The following is a 14,496-nucleotide window of genomic DNA, read 5'->3' on the forward strand; positions in this document are numbered from 1 at the left end:
GCGCCGTCGGCCGTGGTGGCGTGCCGGACCCGGATGTGGGTGGGGGTGCGGGTTACGGTCGGCGGCGTGGATGGTGGGTACCGGCGGTGGCGCGCGTGTTCGCTCGGTGGGGCGGTGTTCGCCGTGTGCATGGCCGGTACCACCCTGCCGACCCCCCTGTACCCCCTTTACCAGGAAAAGTTCGGGTTCTCCGATCTGACGGTCACCGTGGTGTACGCCGTCTACGCCTTCGGGGTCATCGGCGTACTGCTGCTGGCGGGCAATGTCTCGGACGCCGTGGGCAGACGGGCGGTGCTGCTGTGCGGGCTGGGGTTCGCGGCGGCCAGCGCGGTCTGTTTCCTGTGTGCCACCGGGCTGGGCTGGCTGTACGCGGGGCGGCTGCTGTCGGGACTGTCCGCCGGGCTGTTCACCGGGGCCGCCACGGCGTACGTGATGGAACTGGCACCGGCGGGCGGGACCTCACGGGCCACGTTCGTGGCGACGGCCGCCAATATGGGCGGGCTGGGCTGCGGTCCGCTGCTCGCCGGGGTGCTGGCCCAGTACGCCGCCTTGCCCCCGAGCGTGCGGGCGGTGTTCGTGCCCGCGGCGATCGCCTCGTTCGCGGGGTTCGCGCTGTTCGGGGTCTTCACGTCGGTCAGTCCGGAGTTCCTCGCCGACTTCCTGCGGGTGGACGACCACGCCGTGAGCGGTCTGGTCGTCGCGCTGGCCTTCTTCGCCTCGACGGCCGGGCAGCTGGCGGTCGGCCGGTTCGGGGTGGCGCGGTCGCTGCCGCTGGGCTGTGCCGTGCTGCTCGCCGGGCTCGCGCTGCTGGCGGGCGCGCTGCGGTGGGAGCTGCTGTGGCCGCTGGTGCTGAGCGCGCTGGTCGGCGGGGCCGGGCAGGGGCTGGCGTTCCGCGGCGCGCTGTCCGCCGTGGCCGGGGCGTCTCCGCCGGACCGGCGCGCGGCGGTGATCTCCTCGCTCTTCGTGGTGGCCTACGCGGGCATCTCGCTGCCGGTGATCGGCGTCGGGCTGCTGACGGGCCCGCTCGGTCTGGAGGACGCGGGGCTGGTCTTCATCGCGTGCATGGCCGTCCTGGTGTCGATCGCGGCCGGCTATCTGCTCCGGCATCCGCTCCGGTCTCAGAGGAAGGCCGGGTCGTAGGCGCCGTACCACCTTCCCTCGGGGTCGAAGGTGAAGCCGAAATAGTTTCGGTAGAAGGTGAAGTGTCTGGTGAATTGTTTGTTGATGTGCATCTGGGGGCGCGGGCCGGTGTCCCTTTCGGCATAGGTGCCGATGAGGGCGCCGAAGGTGGTCCGGCCGGAGGCGACGGCGAGGGCGTGGCTGTAGGAGGCCAGGAGCTGTTTGTGGAAGTACAGCTTCAAGGTGCCGAAGGTGATTTCCACCTTTCGGTGGTCGGGGAAGGGCGTCCGCAGAATCATGGTGAGATGATTCACATGTGACGCGCTGAAATTGGTGAAGACGAAGACCTGGTCGTCCGGCACGCCGGAGGACCGGTAATCGGGGTGGTATTCCAGCCGGTGCAGGATCTGATGCGCGGCTTTCTCGAACGCGCACCCCCAGCTCCAATTGATGGCGTCGGGGTGGTAGGCCGCCTGGAACCCGGCGAGTTCCCCGTACGTCATGTTCGGCACGTCGAAGTCCTTGGTCCGCGGATCCTTGTCGTCGGGATCGCGGAACCTGTCGCTGATCCAGAAGGTTTCCGGCCGGCCCGTGTCGGGGTTCGGGCCCTCCACCATGCTGTCGTCCAGGCTGTCGACCAGCACCGGGCCGTGGGAAAAGCCATGCGAGAGGAAACTGAGTTCCATCAGGGTGCCGGGCGCGGTCCGGCCGATGGTCCGTACGGCGTCGTAGATGTCCAGGACCGACATCACGTCGTCCTGGTTCTCCTTGAAGACATTGCCGTTGTAATGGTTGCGGGTGACCGGCTCGAAGGAGCGGACGGCGGCCACCGACTCGGTGCGTGTGCCCCCGGGATAGGTGAAGGTCCGGATGACGACCTCCCCGCGCCCCACGTCGAGGATCTGGAAGACCAGATCCTCCTTGGCCCGGTTCGCCGCGACATGCTGCCTGACGCGGTTCTCGCAATAGGTCCGGAAAGGAAGGTTCTTCGGCGGCAGTTCATAGCCTGCCACCAGCACGAAGTGTTTCACCGGCTCATGCCTCCACCCATTCGCCCGAGGCGTTGCGCACCCAGCGGGGCAGATCGTCGTCCGCCCGCAGCCGCACCAGATTCGTGGGAATGCGTACGGTCCATTCCTCGCCCTGCGGGATCTCGTCACCGGGCCGGTCGAGCCGTTCGGCGATCTCGTCGGCGATCGAGAGATACAGGGGGCTGGAGACGGCCGGCAGCGGGCCGCCGTTCCACAGTTCGCCGAAGTTCATGAAATGGTCGATGGCGCCTTCGAAACCCAGGCGGGCGGGGACCGTGACCCGGCAGTACCCCGCCTTGAGGAACTGATTGAACAACGGGTCGGGGTCGTCGTAGGCGAGCCGCTCGTCCCACTCGCTCCGGCGGCCCCAGAAGTACGGGTACGCCACCCACGTCAGATGCTCCCACTCGAACGCCTGCTCGAAGAAGCGGACGTACGCGCCCTCCGCGGCGGCCTCGTCGACATCGATCTGCGGGACCTTGTCGGCCCTGATGTCCATCGCGTCGAAGAGGTCGAAGTGCTGCTTGGTGAGGATGCTGACGCAGTTCTTGCGCAGCTCGTGGGCGATCAGCTCCTGGTTGGCCAGCGGATTGCGGCCCTCGATGACGACACCGGCCTGCACGGTCAGCGCGGCGACCTTCTCCTCGTACTCCGCGAGCCGGGCGCGGTAGGCGGTGGTCAGCCTGGCGTGGGTGTCCGCCCGCCACTTCTCCATCGCCCGATCGGTGCGACGGCATTTGATCTCGACGGCGACCGAGACCTGGGAGAGCCGGAAGCTGTCGACGGCGACCGGGATCGAGCCCTGCTCCTCGTCCAGCATGGTGATCCACACCCAGCCGTCCCGTGGGCCGAACCGGTGGGTGCGGCGGCCCACGGCGATGTCCAGGGAGTGATCACCCTCCCAGATGTTGCACAGATGGGCGACGGACCCCTGGAACGCCTGGTACCCCTCGTCGATGGTGACCTGCCCGGAGTGGTTGTAATTGGTCCTGCTGTCGCCGCCGCCCGCCTTGAAGTCGAAGGACTTGGTCAGATACACCTCGGGCGGCGGGGTGACATCCGTCGCCTGGTACTGCTGCACCCAGTAGTGGTAGTTCGTCTCGTCGAGCGCGTTCGCCTGGAGATTGAAGGCCGGCGGCTTGTCCAGCTGCACGGCCCCGGCGTGGGCCGACTGGAGGGTGTGGATGAGGAACGCGGCGGGCTCCGGGACCATGAAATCGAACATGGTGCGCAGCCCGTAGTTGAACATCTGTGCCTGGTACACCTTGTTCACCCACTGGTAGACCCCGGAGATGTGCTCGATGCCGGGGCTGTTGTCGAGCGTGTGGGTGTTCTTCTCGGTGACCTCGGTGGTGATCCTCAGGGAGGTGCGCTGGAGCACCCGCTCGGAGATCTTGCCGGCGCTGCGCTGGGTGACGTCCTGGGAGAAGGTGGACGCGCTGTTCGTCGCCTCCTCCTTCGAGCGGGAGACGGAGCCTTCGGCGGAGGCGGAGAACTCCACCGTGGGGCCGTACTTGCCGGTGACCGTCAGGCCCGCCTTCAGCGCCGCGTCCTCCTTGATGACGGCATGGGACTCGCGGCTCATCTCGAAGCGGTCGGTCGACTCCAGTTCGCGTTCCTCGGTGGTGGTGGTCTCCGTCTCGGTGACGGTGATCTGCTCGGTCTCCTCGCGCCGGGTGTGCTCGCGGAGCTTGGTCTCCCCCTTGAGGACATTCTCGATATGGGCGATGTCGGCGCCCTCGTACCCGATCAGCTGCTGGCGCACCACGAGAAGGTCGGCGACACCGGACGGCTTCACACTGCCCCGGGTGGCCGGAACACGGCCGGCCTCCAGGGGGACCTGCGCGACCGGGTCCAGTTCGCCTTCCCCGATGGTGATCGCGTTCCACGCGGACGGCACCGGGGTGACGGTGGTGACCAGGGTGTCGCCGATGCGCCGCACACTGCGCTTGACCGGCTTGCCGAACAGTTTCTCCAGGTCGGCGGCGGTCCGGTCGGTCTCGCTCTGGAGCAGGGCGACGATCCGGTCCAGCGGCTGGGCCGTCACCTCGATGCCGCGCTCCGCCAGCAGTACGCGGGTCGCCTCCGACAACTGCCCCACGGCGTCCGCCCCGAGCCGGAACCCCAGCTCCGCCAGCACCGCCGGGACGAACCCCGGGGTACCGGCCAGCAGATCGGGCCGTGCGCCGAAGACCTGCCCGGCGAGCTGCGCGGCGCCGGAGACGGCGTCGGGGGCGGGGGGTTCGGGCACGGGTTCCTCGGCTGCCGGGAGGGCGGCGCCGCCGGTGCCGCCACCTGTTCCCCCGCCGGTACCGGTGCCTCCTCCCGTGCCGGTGCCTCCCGCCAGTGCCCGGAGGTTGGCCTCCGAGAGACGGCTGTGGAAACTGATCTGGCGGGCCAGTTCGGAGGGCGGGGTGTACTCGGTGGGCGGCAGGACCTCCCCCGACTCGCGCTGCGCGGAGATCTGGAAATGCTCGCCGCCGAGCCCGGTGAGTTCACCGATCGCCGTACGCAACGCCCGGTAGCGCGCGAGCAGTCGCTCGGCCTGCTCGCGCCGCGCCCTGGCCGCCTCCGCCTCCTTCTCACGCTGCTCGCGCTCGGCCTCGACGGTGGACGTCACGGGTTCGAGGCCGGTCGCGCCCGGCAGCCGCAGGGGCCGCCTGCGGGCCCGCCGCAGCTCCTGCGCACCGGCGGGGAAGGCGGCGTTCGTCACCAGCCGGGCCACGATCTCCAGATGACGCAGCTGACGGACGAACTCCTCCAGGGGCCTGCTGTGCTCGGCCGCCAGATACTTGATCGCCAGCACACTGTCCCGCAACCGCGCCACGGCGTCCTTGTACGCGGCCCCCTGTACGACGTCGGCCGGTCCGGCGCCGAACCCGTCCCGGACGGCGGCGATCACGGTGTCCCGCAGGGAGGGCGGAGGGGCCGGAAAGGGCGGAGGGGGCGGGGCGGCCTCCGGACGCCGGTCGCCTCCGGCTGGGGCTGGGGCTTGGGCTGGGGCTTGTGTGACTGGTTCGCCGTCGGGCCCCGTACGGGGCTCAGCCTCCGCCACGGCTGGTGTCCCTACCTCAGCCTCCGCCCTGGCCGCTGCTCGGGCCGAGGCCAGGGCGGGCAGGCGGTCCAGTGTGGCCGCGAACCTGGCCGTCTCCCGGGCCAGCGGAGTCTGCTCGGGCCTGGCGAGGAACAGCGGTCCGGCGACGTACTCGCCGACGACCCGGCGCAGCTCGGTCCGGGGGTCCGGCGCGCTGGACGCGGCGGCCAGGGCCTGCTGGAAGTTCGTCTGCTGCGCCAGTTCGACACTTGGGTTGTCGGGGTCCTGCGCGATCGCGGGCCGTAGCAGCGCGAGGCGGAAGAGAGGCTCCATGGCGAGACTCCTGTGAGGGGAGACGGGCATGGACGGCACCCTGATCGCCCTGCCGCCCGGTCCTCTCACTATGGGGCGGTTCACCGGGCACCGGGCCGAAGTTCACTCGGGGGAGTGTTCCTCGGCGCGAGGAGAATCGTTCTGCTTACCGGGTCCTTTCCCTTTGTTCTCGGTTCGCGGGGGAACGTGCCGCCCCAGGAACCGTCGGCCGGGTCCGGATGGCGCAGGCCGGGGGCGCTGGCGGGTGATCTGTCCGGCTGTCGCACGGTGTCTCGGCCGGCTCGGCGTCTCTCGTCGCGATCATCGGACAGAGGTTTTCGTGGGCGGTTCTCGTGGGCGAGGGACGGCGGAGTCGTGGTGGAGGCATTCGGGCCGGGGGCTGTGGTGCGGCGGGCTTGGGCGGTCAACCGGCCGCTGGCGGGGGCGGGGGGCGTCCTGGGGCTGATCACTCTCGCCGCGCTGGTGGGACTGGTCGTGGACCCCAGTCGGATCACGGGCCAGGCGGCCTGGGCGAAGCCCGCGCGGTTCGCGTTCTCCTTCGCCCTCTACGCGGTCACCCTGCTGTGGCTGCTGACCTTCGTCCGGGGGCATCGGCGCCTGGTCCGGCTGATCTCCTGGGTCACCGCGGTGGCCGTGGTCGCCGAGGTGCTGTGGGTCGTCAGGGCGGCAGCGGCGGGCACGACCAGCCACTTCAACTTCGGGAGCGACTTCGCCGGCGCGCTCACGGTGACCATGCTGGTGGTCATCTCGGTGGCCGCCCTGCTCGCCCTGGTCACCATCGTGCTGCTGCTGCTCCAGCGGATCGAGCCGCCCGCCCTGGCCTGGGCCCTGTGGCTCGGTCTGGCGCTCGCGGTGGTGGGGATGGCGGTCGGCGTCCCGATGATCGCCGCCCCGACCCCGGCCCAGGAGGTCGCCGCGGACCTCGGCCAGGGCATGCCGGTCGTCGGCGCCCACACCGTCGGCGTGGCCGACGGCGGTCCCGGGATGCCGGTCACCAATTTCAGCACCGTCGGCGGCGACCAGCGGGTCGCTCACTTCGTCGGCGTCCACTCACTCCAGGCCCTGGCCCTGCTCGGTCTGCTGCTCACCCTCGGCCCCAAGACCCTCGGGCCCCGCCACCGCACCGCCCTGGTCTGGATCGCCGCGGCCACCCTTCTCGGGCTCACGGCCGTCTTCTTCTGGCAGGCCCACCGAGGTCAGCCGGTGACCGCGCCGGACTCCACGACCGTCGCCGCGTTGATCGCCCTGGCCGTCGGCGCGGCCGCCGCCACCGCCGCCGTCTTCGCGCACGCACGCACCCGCACGGCGTCCGTCACAGGGCCTGGATCAGGCCGACGCCGAGGGCGATGAGGGCTGCGGCGATGAGGACGGCACCGGCCCGGGTGACGTGGGTGCCGACGGAAGACCGGCCCTCGGCGCCGAGGGCGAGGTGGAGGAAGAAGCCGCCGGACTGGGCGAGCGCGCCGACCAGCAGCAGGATCCCGAACAGCCACTCGACGCCGGAGGAGAAGTCGGCGCGGGGCAGATAGAGGAAGTAGGCCAGGGAGAGGATCAGCAGCACTCCGGCGTGCGCGTGCCCGGCGCGGAAGGACCGCTCGCGCAGAGGGGTGAGGGTGCCCTGGCGCGTGGTGATGAACTGGAGCAGCGCATGGCCGCCGAACTCCACCGTGACCAGCAGGAAGAGGGCGATGATGGGCAGAAGTTCGGATGCTTCCACAGGGGGCCGCCTTCAGCTGTGTCGAGCGGTGGGGACGGCCGCACGCTACTGCTGAGTGCGCGGGGTGCCGGGGGAGGGCGGGCCGGGGGCGGCCGAGGTTCACCCGGATACCCGGATACCCGGATACCCGGATACGGGGTGACGTGGAGCCGATCGGGATGGTCGGGGTGGCCGGGGCGGCCTGGATGGCCGGGGTGGCCGGCTTGATCAGGGTGACCGGGGTGGGTCGGGGTGACGCATTCGTGTCGGGAGGCGGGCTTCTTCGTTGGGGGGAGTGCGGCTGGGATTTGTCTGGCTTGCGTGGTCTGTGCGGGTGCCGGGACGCGGTGCCGGGTGAAGGAGGAGCGCGATGGGTGTGGAGACGCGGAGCACGGGTGGCGGCGCGGGGCGTGCGGGTGTGCGGGCCGTGGTGCTGGGTGCGGTGGCCGGGGCGGCGCTGGTCCCGGCCGGTGCCGCGCACGCGAGTGTGATCGGGATCGGGAACGCGGTGTTCGGCAACACCTGTGTCAGCCAGGGCGGTGCCCGGACCGCGGGCGCCACCGTGGGCGGGAGCGGGGTGGCGAGCGGCAACCAGGCCGGTCTGCCGCTGAGCCTGCCGCGTAACCAGTGCGGCAACAGCGGCATCATCTGCACCGCCCTGATCCGCGCAAGCGTGTGAACCGTGCCGGTGAAGGGCCGGTGACCGACCCGAAGACGCTGGAGCAGCGGGCGGTGCACGCCCTGCTGTCCCTGAGCGGGCGGACGCTGGCGTCGCTGCGCGAGTGGGTCGGTGCGGACCCGGGCTGCGGTGTGGCACGGGCGCTGCTGGCGCTGGCGACCGGTGACCGGTGGGACGACGCCGTGCTGAAGGAGCAACTGGCGCTCGCCCACCGGGACGCGCTGGCCGCCGGTGAGCGGGAGGCGAGCCTGGTGTACGGGGTGTTCCTCCACACCCACCGGCAGTACCGGCTGACGGCCGATCACCTGGCCGGGCACTTCACCCGCTGGCCCGCCGACGAGCCGGCCGGGCTGATGCTCGGCGCGTTCTGGGCCTGCGGGGACGCCGACTACCGCACCCACGGCGACGCGCTGACGGAGGAACAGGCGGCGGTGGCGGGGCCGGAGAACTGGCCGTGGACCAGCTGGCTGGCCGCCACCCGGGCGGAACAGGGCCGGGTGCGCGAGGCGTACGAACTCGCCGAGCGGGCGCTCGGTCTGCATCCCCGCTCCGGCGTCGCCGCCCACGCCCTCGCCCACGCCGGGCACGAGCTGGGCACCGGCCCCGCGTGCACCGCCTTCCTCGACCAGTGGCTGCGGGCCGACCCGCAGGCGGTGCAGTCACGGCACCTGAACTGGCACGCCGCCCTCCAGTCCCTCGCCTGCGGCGACTTCCCCGACGCCCGCAGGCGCGCGGACACGGCACTGGCCCGTACCGATGTCGGCATGCGGGCCGCGACGAACTGGCGGCTGCTCCTCATCGGGGAGTCACCCGCCGGCCGCAGCGACCCCGGCCACGTACGGGAACTGCTCGCCGCGCCGGGCGGGACGGCGGAGATCTTCCACACCTTCAACCTGGCCCTGGCCCTGGCCGTGGAGGCCGCCACCGACGACCTGCGCACCCTGGCCCGCCGGGCCGCCGCCGACGACCGCCCCGACTACCGTGACGTCCTGGCCCCCGTAGTCCAGGCGCTGGCCGAGATCACCGCGGGCCGCCCCCGCGCGGCGGCCGACCTGCTGACGGCGCTGGGCGAGCGGGCGGAACGGATCGGCGGCGTACGGGTCGAACGCGAGATCATCCAGGACACCCTCGCCCGCGCCCTGGTCGACGCGGGCGAACCCGTCCGCGCAGCCGATCTGCTGCGCCACCGCACCACCACCCGCCACCACCACACCTACGAGGATCTCCTCCTCACCGCCCACACCCCGGCGCACGCGACCGGCCCCGGCCCGCACGGCCACGGGTGAGGCGAGGTCAGGTGCCGTCCGGCGGCGCGGTGGTGAGGCGTTTCCGGAGAGCCGCCTGACCGCTGGTCGGGGTGGGCGGCGAGAACGGCGGCCGTGATGCCCGGTCCGTCGAGACCGGCCCTGGCGAGCAGCGGGCGCGCGGGCCCTGGGGGACGAAGGCGGTGGGCAGCCCGAGGCGCGGGTCGGCGACGGTGACGCTCAGGCCCTGGTCCTCCAGGGGGGCGGCGGTGGCCAGGGGCCCGGCGGGGACGAGCAGGACGTCCAGCGGGCCGGAGCGGGTGCGGTGCAGGATGTCGACGCCGTCCATCCGGGCCAGGGCGGGAATCCGGGGACCGGCGGTGGCCTTGGGCGGCCGCAGCATCGTCGGCACACACCCTCCCGATGAGGAAGGCGCGGATGTCCTCGGCGGGGGACGCGAGGTCATCGGCCGGCAGATCGCGCGACGCCTCTGGGTCAAAGGCATCTGCTCGGCACTTCGCCGGGCCGCCCGAGAACGGGAGTGCACTTGCGTGCCTCTCCGGTCTACGCGTCCCGGCGGTGGCCTGGATACCCCGCATCAGAACAAAGTCGTGCACGCGTTGAACGCTCGGGGACGCGCTACCGCTCGTACCCGGCCCGCCGGGGTTCGGCTACTGCCGATGGCGGGACGCGCTCTTGCGCGGTGGCAGGGTCAAGGTGATCTGCCGCACAAGTTGCTGGAAGCACGCCAGGGACGCGAGGGCCGGCAGGGCCGCCCCGGCGATACCGGCGATGGTCCGCTCGGCCTGAGTGACGCACAGCATTATCGCGACGGCGGAGAAAATGAGGACGACGGACCAGGAGTGCAGAGCCCGGCGCCGATGCAGGGCGGTGCGCAGAATGGAGAGCGAGGCGACGATCCAGGGGCCGTAGACGAGCAGCGGCCACCAGGGAATTTCCCCGCCCTCGGCGTCGGACGTGATGCGCTGGAGCGGCCCGTAGGCCGCCATGGCACCGAAGACACTGACCGCCGCCACGATGACGGCGACGAATGCGACGATCACAAAGCTGCCGGTCTGCAACCACTTGAAACGCGGTTTGCGGGTTCGGGTTTTGCGATGTCCCATGGCGGAACGTCGTGTGGTGGAGCGTCGGATGGGCGGCAACTGCGCCGTGATCTGTACCAGATTCTCCAGTGATTCGGAGAAATCGGCGCCGGAGGACGGGTCGTTGTGCGGCGGCGGTACGGCGTGGGGATGCGGTACCGCGTGCGGCGGCGGGACGGTGGCCGTCCGCTCCGCGGGGCCGGCGTCCTGCATGAGGTAGGCGAGTTCCTCGACCGGGTCCCACCCGGGATCCGGGGGCTCCAAGGGGCCCTGCGCGTGCAGGGGGTCGATGGGACTGCCGTGCCAGCCGGTGTCCGGCCCCGGAGGGTATGCCTCGGGGTACTCGGGGTACTCGGGGTACCACTCACGTCGCGCGTACGAGAGATCCATATAGTCGTGATTCATGGTCATTCACCCATGTCGCATGCGGTCCGTGTGGTAGGCGGCGTTTCCCTGACCGCTCCACCGCTGATTGAGTTCCTCCTGGGTCGCGTCCAACAGGCTGAGAAATTCGACGAGCAGCGACTCGGTGTCCCGGGTGTCGTGCCCTGCGTCCTCCGCCCGCAGGGCACCCGCCTTCGCTCCGCGGCGACGTAAGGCAAGGGATCTCAATTTCGTCATGTCCCGCTAACGCTCCGCCCGCTCCTCCAGTTGCGCGGCAAATGAGTGACCGCAACGGAGAAAGAACATTGTTGAGAGCATTTTTTAACTTGTGTAATCCTCGCCGTGCGGCGCACTTTATGGTTCGAGCGGTTTGTCTTCTAAAAGCTCGGCGATCGGCACAGTGAATTCGCTGCCGACGGACGGACAAACAGCGCCCGGCCGCCCTCACCCCCGAAAAATCCGATAGGTAGGCTGTCGGATCCGGACATAGGGAACGAGCGAGGGGGATCAGTGAGCGTGGACAACGACGGTGCGGCCCTCCTCCTGGTCGAGGACGACGAGGTGATCCGTACCTCGGTCGCGATGGCTCTGGAGCGCTACGGGTACCAGGTCCGGTCGGCCGCCGACGGACTCACGGGACTGGAGCACTTCCGGGAGCGGACGCCCGACCTGCTGCTGCTGGATGTCATGCTGCCGGAGCTGGACGGCATCGGTCTGTGCCGCAAGGTACGGGAGACCAGTCAGGCCCCGGTCCTGATGATGTCGGCCCGCGGTGACGCGCTGGACGTCGTGTCGGGCCTGGAGGCGGGCGCCGACGACTATGTGATCAAGCCCGTCGACACCCCCGTACTCGTCGCCCGGATCCGGGCCCTGCTGCGCCGCGCCACCTTCACGCCCGGCCGCCCCGGGCCCGACGGACGAACCCCGGGACCGGCGGCGGCGCCCGCGTCGGCAGCGGTCCCGCCCTCCGGTCCCGACCGGCTGGTCTTCGGTGATCTGACGATCGACACCCGTGGCCTTGAGGTGTTCCGGGACGGTGAGCGGATCGCCCTGGCCCCCACCGAACTGCGGCTCCTGCTGGAGTTCGCGGCCCACCCCGGGATCGTCCTGGACCGGCAGAGCCTGCTGCGCAACGTGTGGGACTACGGCTGGGACGGCGACAGCCGGGTCGTCGACCTGTGTGTGCAGCGGCTCCGCAAGAAGATCGGCGCCGACCGCGTAGAGACCGTCCGTGGCTTCGGCTACAAACTGCGGCGCTGAGCACGGTGACCGCACGGAACGAGGTGACCGCACGGAGCACGGCGGGCGTACGGAGTCCGGCGGGCCTACGGAGTCCGGTGTGGCGGCGCCTGTCGAACTGGCGATCGCTGCGCTGGCAGATCGCCGCGCTCGTGGTCGCGGCATCCTGCGCCGTCGCCCTGGCCGTCGGCCTCCTCGTGCACAACGCCACCGCCGAGCGGCACCAGCGGGAGGGCGCGGGCCGCGCCACGGAGGCCCTCACGGCCGCGGCCGACGAGTACCGGCGCGGCGGCGGTACCCCTGTGGACGGGGCGATCCTGGACGAGGCGGAGATGCCGCCCGAACTGCTGAGCCGGGTGCGCGCATCGGACCAGCCCGCCATCTGGTACGACACGCAGAGCCGTAACGGCCCGTGGATGTGGGCCGCTCAGCGCCTGGACGGCGAGACCCTCGCCGTCACGCTCCACATGGGCACCGAGCAACTGAACCTCGCCGCCCTCGACCGGACCATGGTCAAGGTGTCGGGGGCGACCCTCCTGGTGATCGTCCCCCTCTCCCTCGTCGTCACCGAACTCCTCAACCTCCGCCTGCGCAGGGTCGCGCGCACCGCCCGCCGTATCGCCGACGGCGAACTCGACGCCCGTACCGGGGCGGACGCCCGGCGCGGGGACGAGATCACGGAGATCGCGGGTGCCGTGGACTCGATGGCCCACGCCCTCCAGCGGCGGCTCCTCACCGAGCAGCGCTTCACCGCCGACGTGGCCCATGAACTGCGCACCCCGCTGATGGGCCTGGTCACCTCCACCGAACTGCTCCCCGACGGCCGCGCCACCGATCTCGTACGGGACCGGGTACGCGTCCTGCGCGCGCTGGTCGAGGATCTGCTGGAGATCTCCCGGCTGGACGCGGGCGCGGAGGCGGCCGACGCGCGGCCCGTCCCGGTGGGCAGCGTCGTCGAGGCGACGGTGGCCCGGACCGGGCAGCCGACCCGGACGGTGGTCGTCGACAACCGGCGGATCTCGACCGACCCGCGCCGCCTGGACCGCATCATCGCCAATCTCGTCCTCAACGCGCACCGTCACGGCCGGGCGCCCGTCGAGGTGACGGTCGACGGCCCGACCGTCGTCGTACGCGACCACGGGCCCGGCTTCCCGGCCCGCCTCCTGGCGGAGGGCCCCCAGCGTTTCCGTACCGGCGCCCCGGAACGGGGTCACGGCCATGGACTCGGCCTGACCATCGCGCTGGGCCACGCCGGGGTCATCGGGGCGACCCTCGACCTGGCCAACGCGCCGGACGGGGGCGCGATCGCGGTCCTGAGACTGCCGGGCGGGTGCGCGACGGATCCGCCCGGGGACGGGCGCGCGGACGACGTCTGAATGCGGGGCCGCCACCGGCACCGATACACGGCGGACACATTCCCGAGCGGCGATGGATGAGCCGTCTCAGCGGTACGGAGACTCCGCCTTTGCAGGGTGGGTGACGCGTGCGGTCCCGTGCGCCCGACCCGGAGGCAGCCCATGCGCGTCCAGCTCCGCCCCAGCCCGTTCACCGACCGCCGACGGCCGGCCAGGGCGTTCGTCCTGTGGGGCACGCTGACGGCCCTGCTCCTGACGATCACCGCGGGCTGCTGGGTCAGCGGCACGCAGGCGGCGCGGGACGGCACGGGGACGACGGCCGGCTCCGCGCCGGGCACCGGCTCGCTGGTGCTGCCGTGGCCGGAGGAGGGCCAGGCGAGTGTCACCGAAATGGAGAGTGGCCGTTCCGGGACGAGCGGGGCGCAGAACCCCGTACCGATCGCCAGTCTCGCCAAGGTGATGACCGCGCATGTGATCCTCACCGGCCATCCGCTGGAGAAGGAGGAGTCCGGTCCGCTCGTCACGGTCGACCGGCAGGCCCAGGACGAGTCGTTCTCCTCCGTGGAATCGACGGTGATCGTCCAGGAGGGGCAGCGGCTCGGCCAGCGGCAGCTGCTGGAGATGATGCTGCTGCCCTCGGGGAACAACATCGCGCGGCAGCTGGCCCGCTGGGACGCGGGCAGCGAGGACGCCTTCACCGCGAAGATGAACCGCGCGGCGGCCGGCCTGGGGATGACCCGGACCGCCTACACCGACGCGAGCGGTATCGGCCCCAAGAACATGAGCACCTCCGAGGATCAGCTGAAGCTCGCCCGTGCGGTCATGGGGGACGAGGTCTTCCGGGCGATCGTCGCCACCGACGAGGTCACCATCGGCCAGGGCGTGGGCACGATCGCCAACACGAACAGGCTCCTGGGGACCTCCGGCATCGTCGGCGTCAAGACCGGTTCGAGCACTCCGGCGGGCGGAGCCCTGATGTGGGCGGCCAGGACGGGCGGGGGAAAGGACGACGCCGGGGACGAGACCGGTCTGATCCTCGGGGTCGTTCTGCACCAGGACGCGGACACCACGCCCGCCCAGGGGCTGCGGACGGTCTTCGACGTGTCGGAACGTCTCGTCGCGGCGGCACAGCGGGGAGTCCGGCGATGACCACCACGGAACCGGCGCCCACCGAACCCGAACCCCCCCCCCCCCCACCCCCAACCCCCCCCCCCCCCCCCCCCCCCCCCCCCGGGCCCCCCCCCCCCCCCCCCCCCCCCCCCCCCCCCCCCCCCCC

The 14,496-nt window shown here is 71.4% G+C and carries 12 protein-coding genes; 7 read left to right on the forward strand and 5 right to left on the reverse strand.

The window, feature by feature from the left end; genetic code table 11:
* Nucleotides 1–66: 66 nt before the first annotated feature.
* A complete protein-coding gene (locus ACFRFC_RS10855; RefSeq protein ID WP_382680730.1) occupies nucleotides 67–1,140 on the forward strand; it encodes an MFS transporter in 1,074 nt (357 codons plus the stop codon).
* Here the strand turns inward: ACFRFC_RS10855 and ACFRFC_RS10860 are convergent.
* Both ACFRFC_RS10860 and ACFRFC_RS10865 read right to left on the reverse strand, forming a co-directional pair.
* The gene (locus ACFRFC_RS10860; protein WP_382680731.1) at nucleotides 1,119–2,150 is read right to left on the reverse strand and encodes a hypothetical protein; all 1,032 of its coding nucleotides are present in this window, start codon (nucleotides 2,148–2,150) and stop codon (nucleotides 1,119–1,121) included. The two genes, ACFRFC_RS10855 and ACFRFC_RS10860, sit on opposite strands and share 22 nt — an antisense overlap.
* 4 nt (nucleotides 2,151–2,154) lie before the next feature.
* On the reverse strand, nucleotides 2,155–5,517 hold the full coding sequence (locus tag ACFRFC_RS10865) for a hypothetical protein (RefSeq protein WP_382680732.1): 3,363 nt from the start codon (nucleotides 5,515–5,517) through the stop codon (nucleotides 2,155–2,157).
* 354 nt (nucleotides 5,518–5,871) lie between these two features.
* Between ACFRFC_RS10865 and ACFRFC_RS10870 the strand changes: the two genes are divergently transcribed.
* Nucleotides 5,872–6,867: a hypothetical protein gene (locus ACFRFC_RS10870; protein ID WP_382680733.1), complete on the forward strand. Its 996-nt coding sequence runs from the start codon at nucleotides 5,872–5,874 to the stop codon at nucleotides 6,865–6,867.
* Here ACFRFC_RS10870 and ACFRFC_RS10875 read toward each other — a convergent pair.
* Complete coding sequence (locus ACFRFC_RS10875; RefSeq protein WP_382680734.1) at nucleotides 6,830–7,234, reverse strand: hypothetical protein; 405 nt, start codon at nucleotides 7,232–7,234, stop codon at nucleotides 6,830–6,832. The two genes, ACFRFC_RS10870 and ACFRFC_RS10875, sit on opposite strands and share 38 nt — an antisense overlap.
* Before the next feature lie 349 nt (nucleotides 7,235–7,583).
* Between ACFRFC_RS10875 and ACFRFC_RS10880 the strand changes: the two genes are divergently transcribed.
* Both ACFRFC_RS10880 and ACFRFC_RS10885 read left to right on the forward strand, forming a co-directional pair.
* Entirely contained in the window at nucleotides 7,584–7,892 is a 309-nt protein-coding gene (locus tag ACFRFC_RS10880; RefSeq protein ID WP_382680735.1) for a chaplin family protein, read from the forward strand.
* Between the two features lie 20 nt (nucleotides 7,893–7,912).
* A complete protein-coding gene (locus ACFRFC_RS10885; protein ID WP_382680736.1) occupies nucleotides 7,913–9,178 on the forward strand; it encodes a hypothetical protein in 1,266 nt (421 codons plus the stop codon).
* 7 nt (nucleotides 9,179–9,185) lie between these two features.
* Here the strand turns inward: ACFRFC_RS10885 and ACFRFC_RS10890 are convergent, their stop codons facing one another.
* Together ACFRFC_RS10890 and ACFRFC_RS10895 are read right to left on the reverse strand one after the other, a co-directional pair.
* Complete coding sequence (locus tag ACFRFC_RS10890) at nucleotides 9,186–9,548, reverse strand: hypothetical protein (RefSeq protein WP_382680737.1); 363 nt, start codon at nucleotides 9,546–9,548, stop codon at nucleotides 9,186–9,188.
* 259 nt (nucleotides 9,549–9,807) lie between these two features.
* Nucleotides 9,808–10,647: a DUF2637 domain-containing protein gene (locus tag ACFRFC_RS10895; RefSeq protein ID WP_382680738.1), complete on the reverse strand. Its 840-nt coding sequence runs from the start codon at nucleotides 10,645–10,647 to the stop codon at nucleotides 9,808–9,810.
* 561 nt (nucleotides 10,648–11,208) lie between these two features.
* Between ACFRFC_RS10895 and cseB the strand changes: the two genes are divergently transcribed.
* The 3 genes from cseB (at nucleotide 11,209) to ACFRFC_RS10910 (ending at nucleotide 14,369) form a co-directional block, all read left to right on the forward strand.
* On the forward strand, nucleotides 11,209–11,886 hold the full coding sequence (cseB, locus tag ACFRFC_RS10900; protein WP_382681067.1) for a two-component system response regulator CseB: 678 nt from the start codon (nucleotides 11,209–11,211) through the stop codon (nucleotides 11,884–11,886).
* Between the two features lie 23 nt (nucleotides 11,887–11,909).
* Entirely contained in the window at nucleotides 11,910–13,241 is a 1,332-nt protein-coding gene (locus ACFRFC_RS10905; protein WP_383112608.1) for an ATP-binding protein, read from the forward strand.
* A 141-nt stretch (nucleotides 13,242–13,382) separates the two neighbouring features.
* Nucleotides 13,383–14,369, forward strand: coding sequence for a D-alanyl-D-alanine carboxypeptidase family protein (locus tag ACFRFC_RS10910; protein WP_382680740.1), 987 nt, complete (start codon nucleotides 13,383–13,385; stop codon nucleotides 14,367–14,369).
* Nucleotides 14,370–14,496: the final 127 nt, after the last annotated feature.

The sequence above is a fragment of the Streptomyces sp. NPDC056734 genome, from assembly GCF_042790455.1.
Classification (GTDB): domain Bacteria; phylum Actinomycetota; class Actinomycetes; order Streptomycetales; family Streptomycetaceae; genus Streptomyces.

What these genes read in the sequence shown, in the direction of transcription:
- ACFRFC_RS10880 (WP_382680735.1), top strand. Translation starts at nt 7,584, where the DNA reads ATGGGTGTGGAGACGCGGAGCACGGGTGGCGGCGCGGGGCGTGCGGGT.
- ACFRFC_RS10865 (WP_382680732.1), bottom strand. Translation starts at nt 5,517, where the DNA reads ATGGAGCCTCTCTTCCGCCTCGCGCTGCTACGGCCCGCGATCGCGCAG.
- ACFRFC_RS10895 (WP_382680738.1), bottom strand. Translation starts at nt 10,647, where the DNA reads ATGAATCACGACTATATGGATCTCTCGTACGCGCGACGTGAGTGGTAC.
- cseB (WP_382681067.1), top strand. Translation starts at nt 11,209, where the DNA reads ATGGCTCTGGAGCGCTACGGGTACCAGGTCCGGTCGGCCGCCGACGGA.
- ACFRFC_RS10910 (WP_382680740.1), top strand. Translation starts at nt 13,383, where the DNA reads ATGCGCGTCCAGCTCCGCCCCAGCCCGTTCACCGACCGCCGACGGCCG.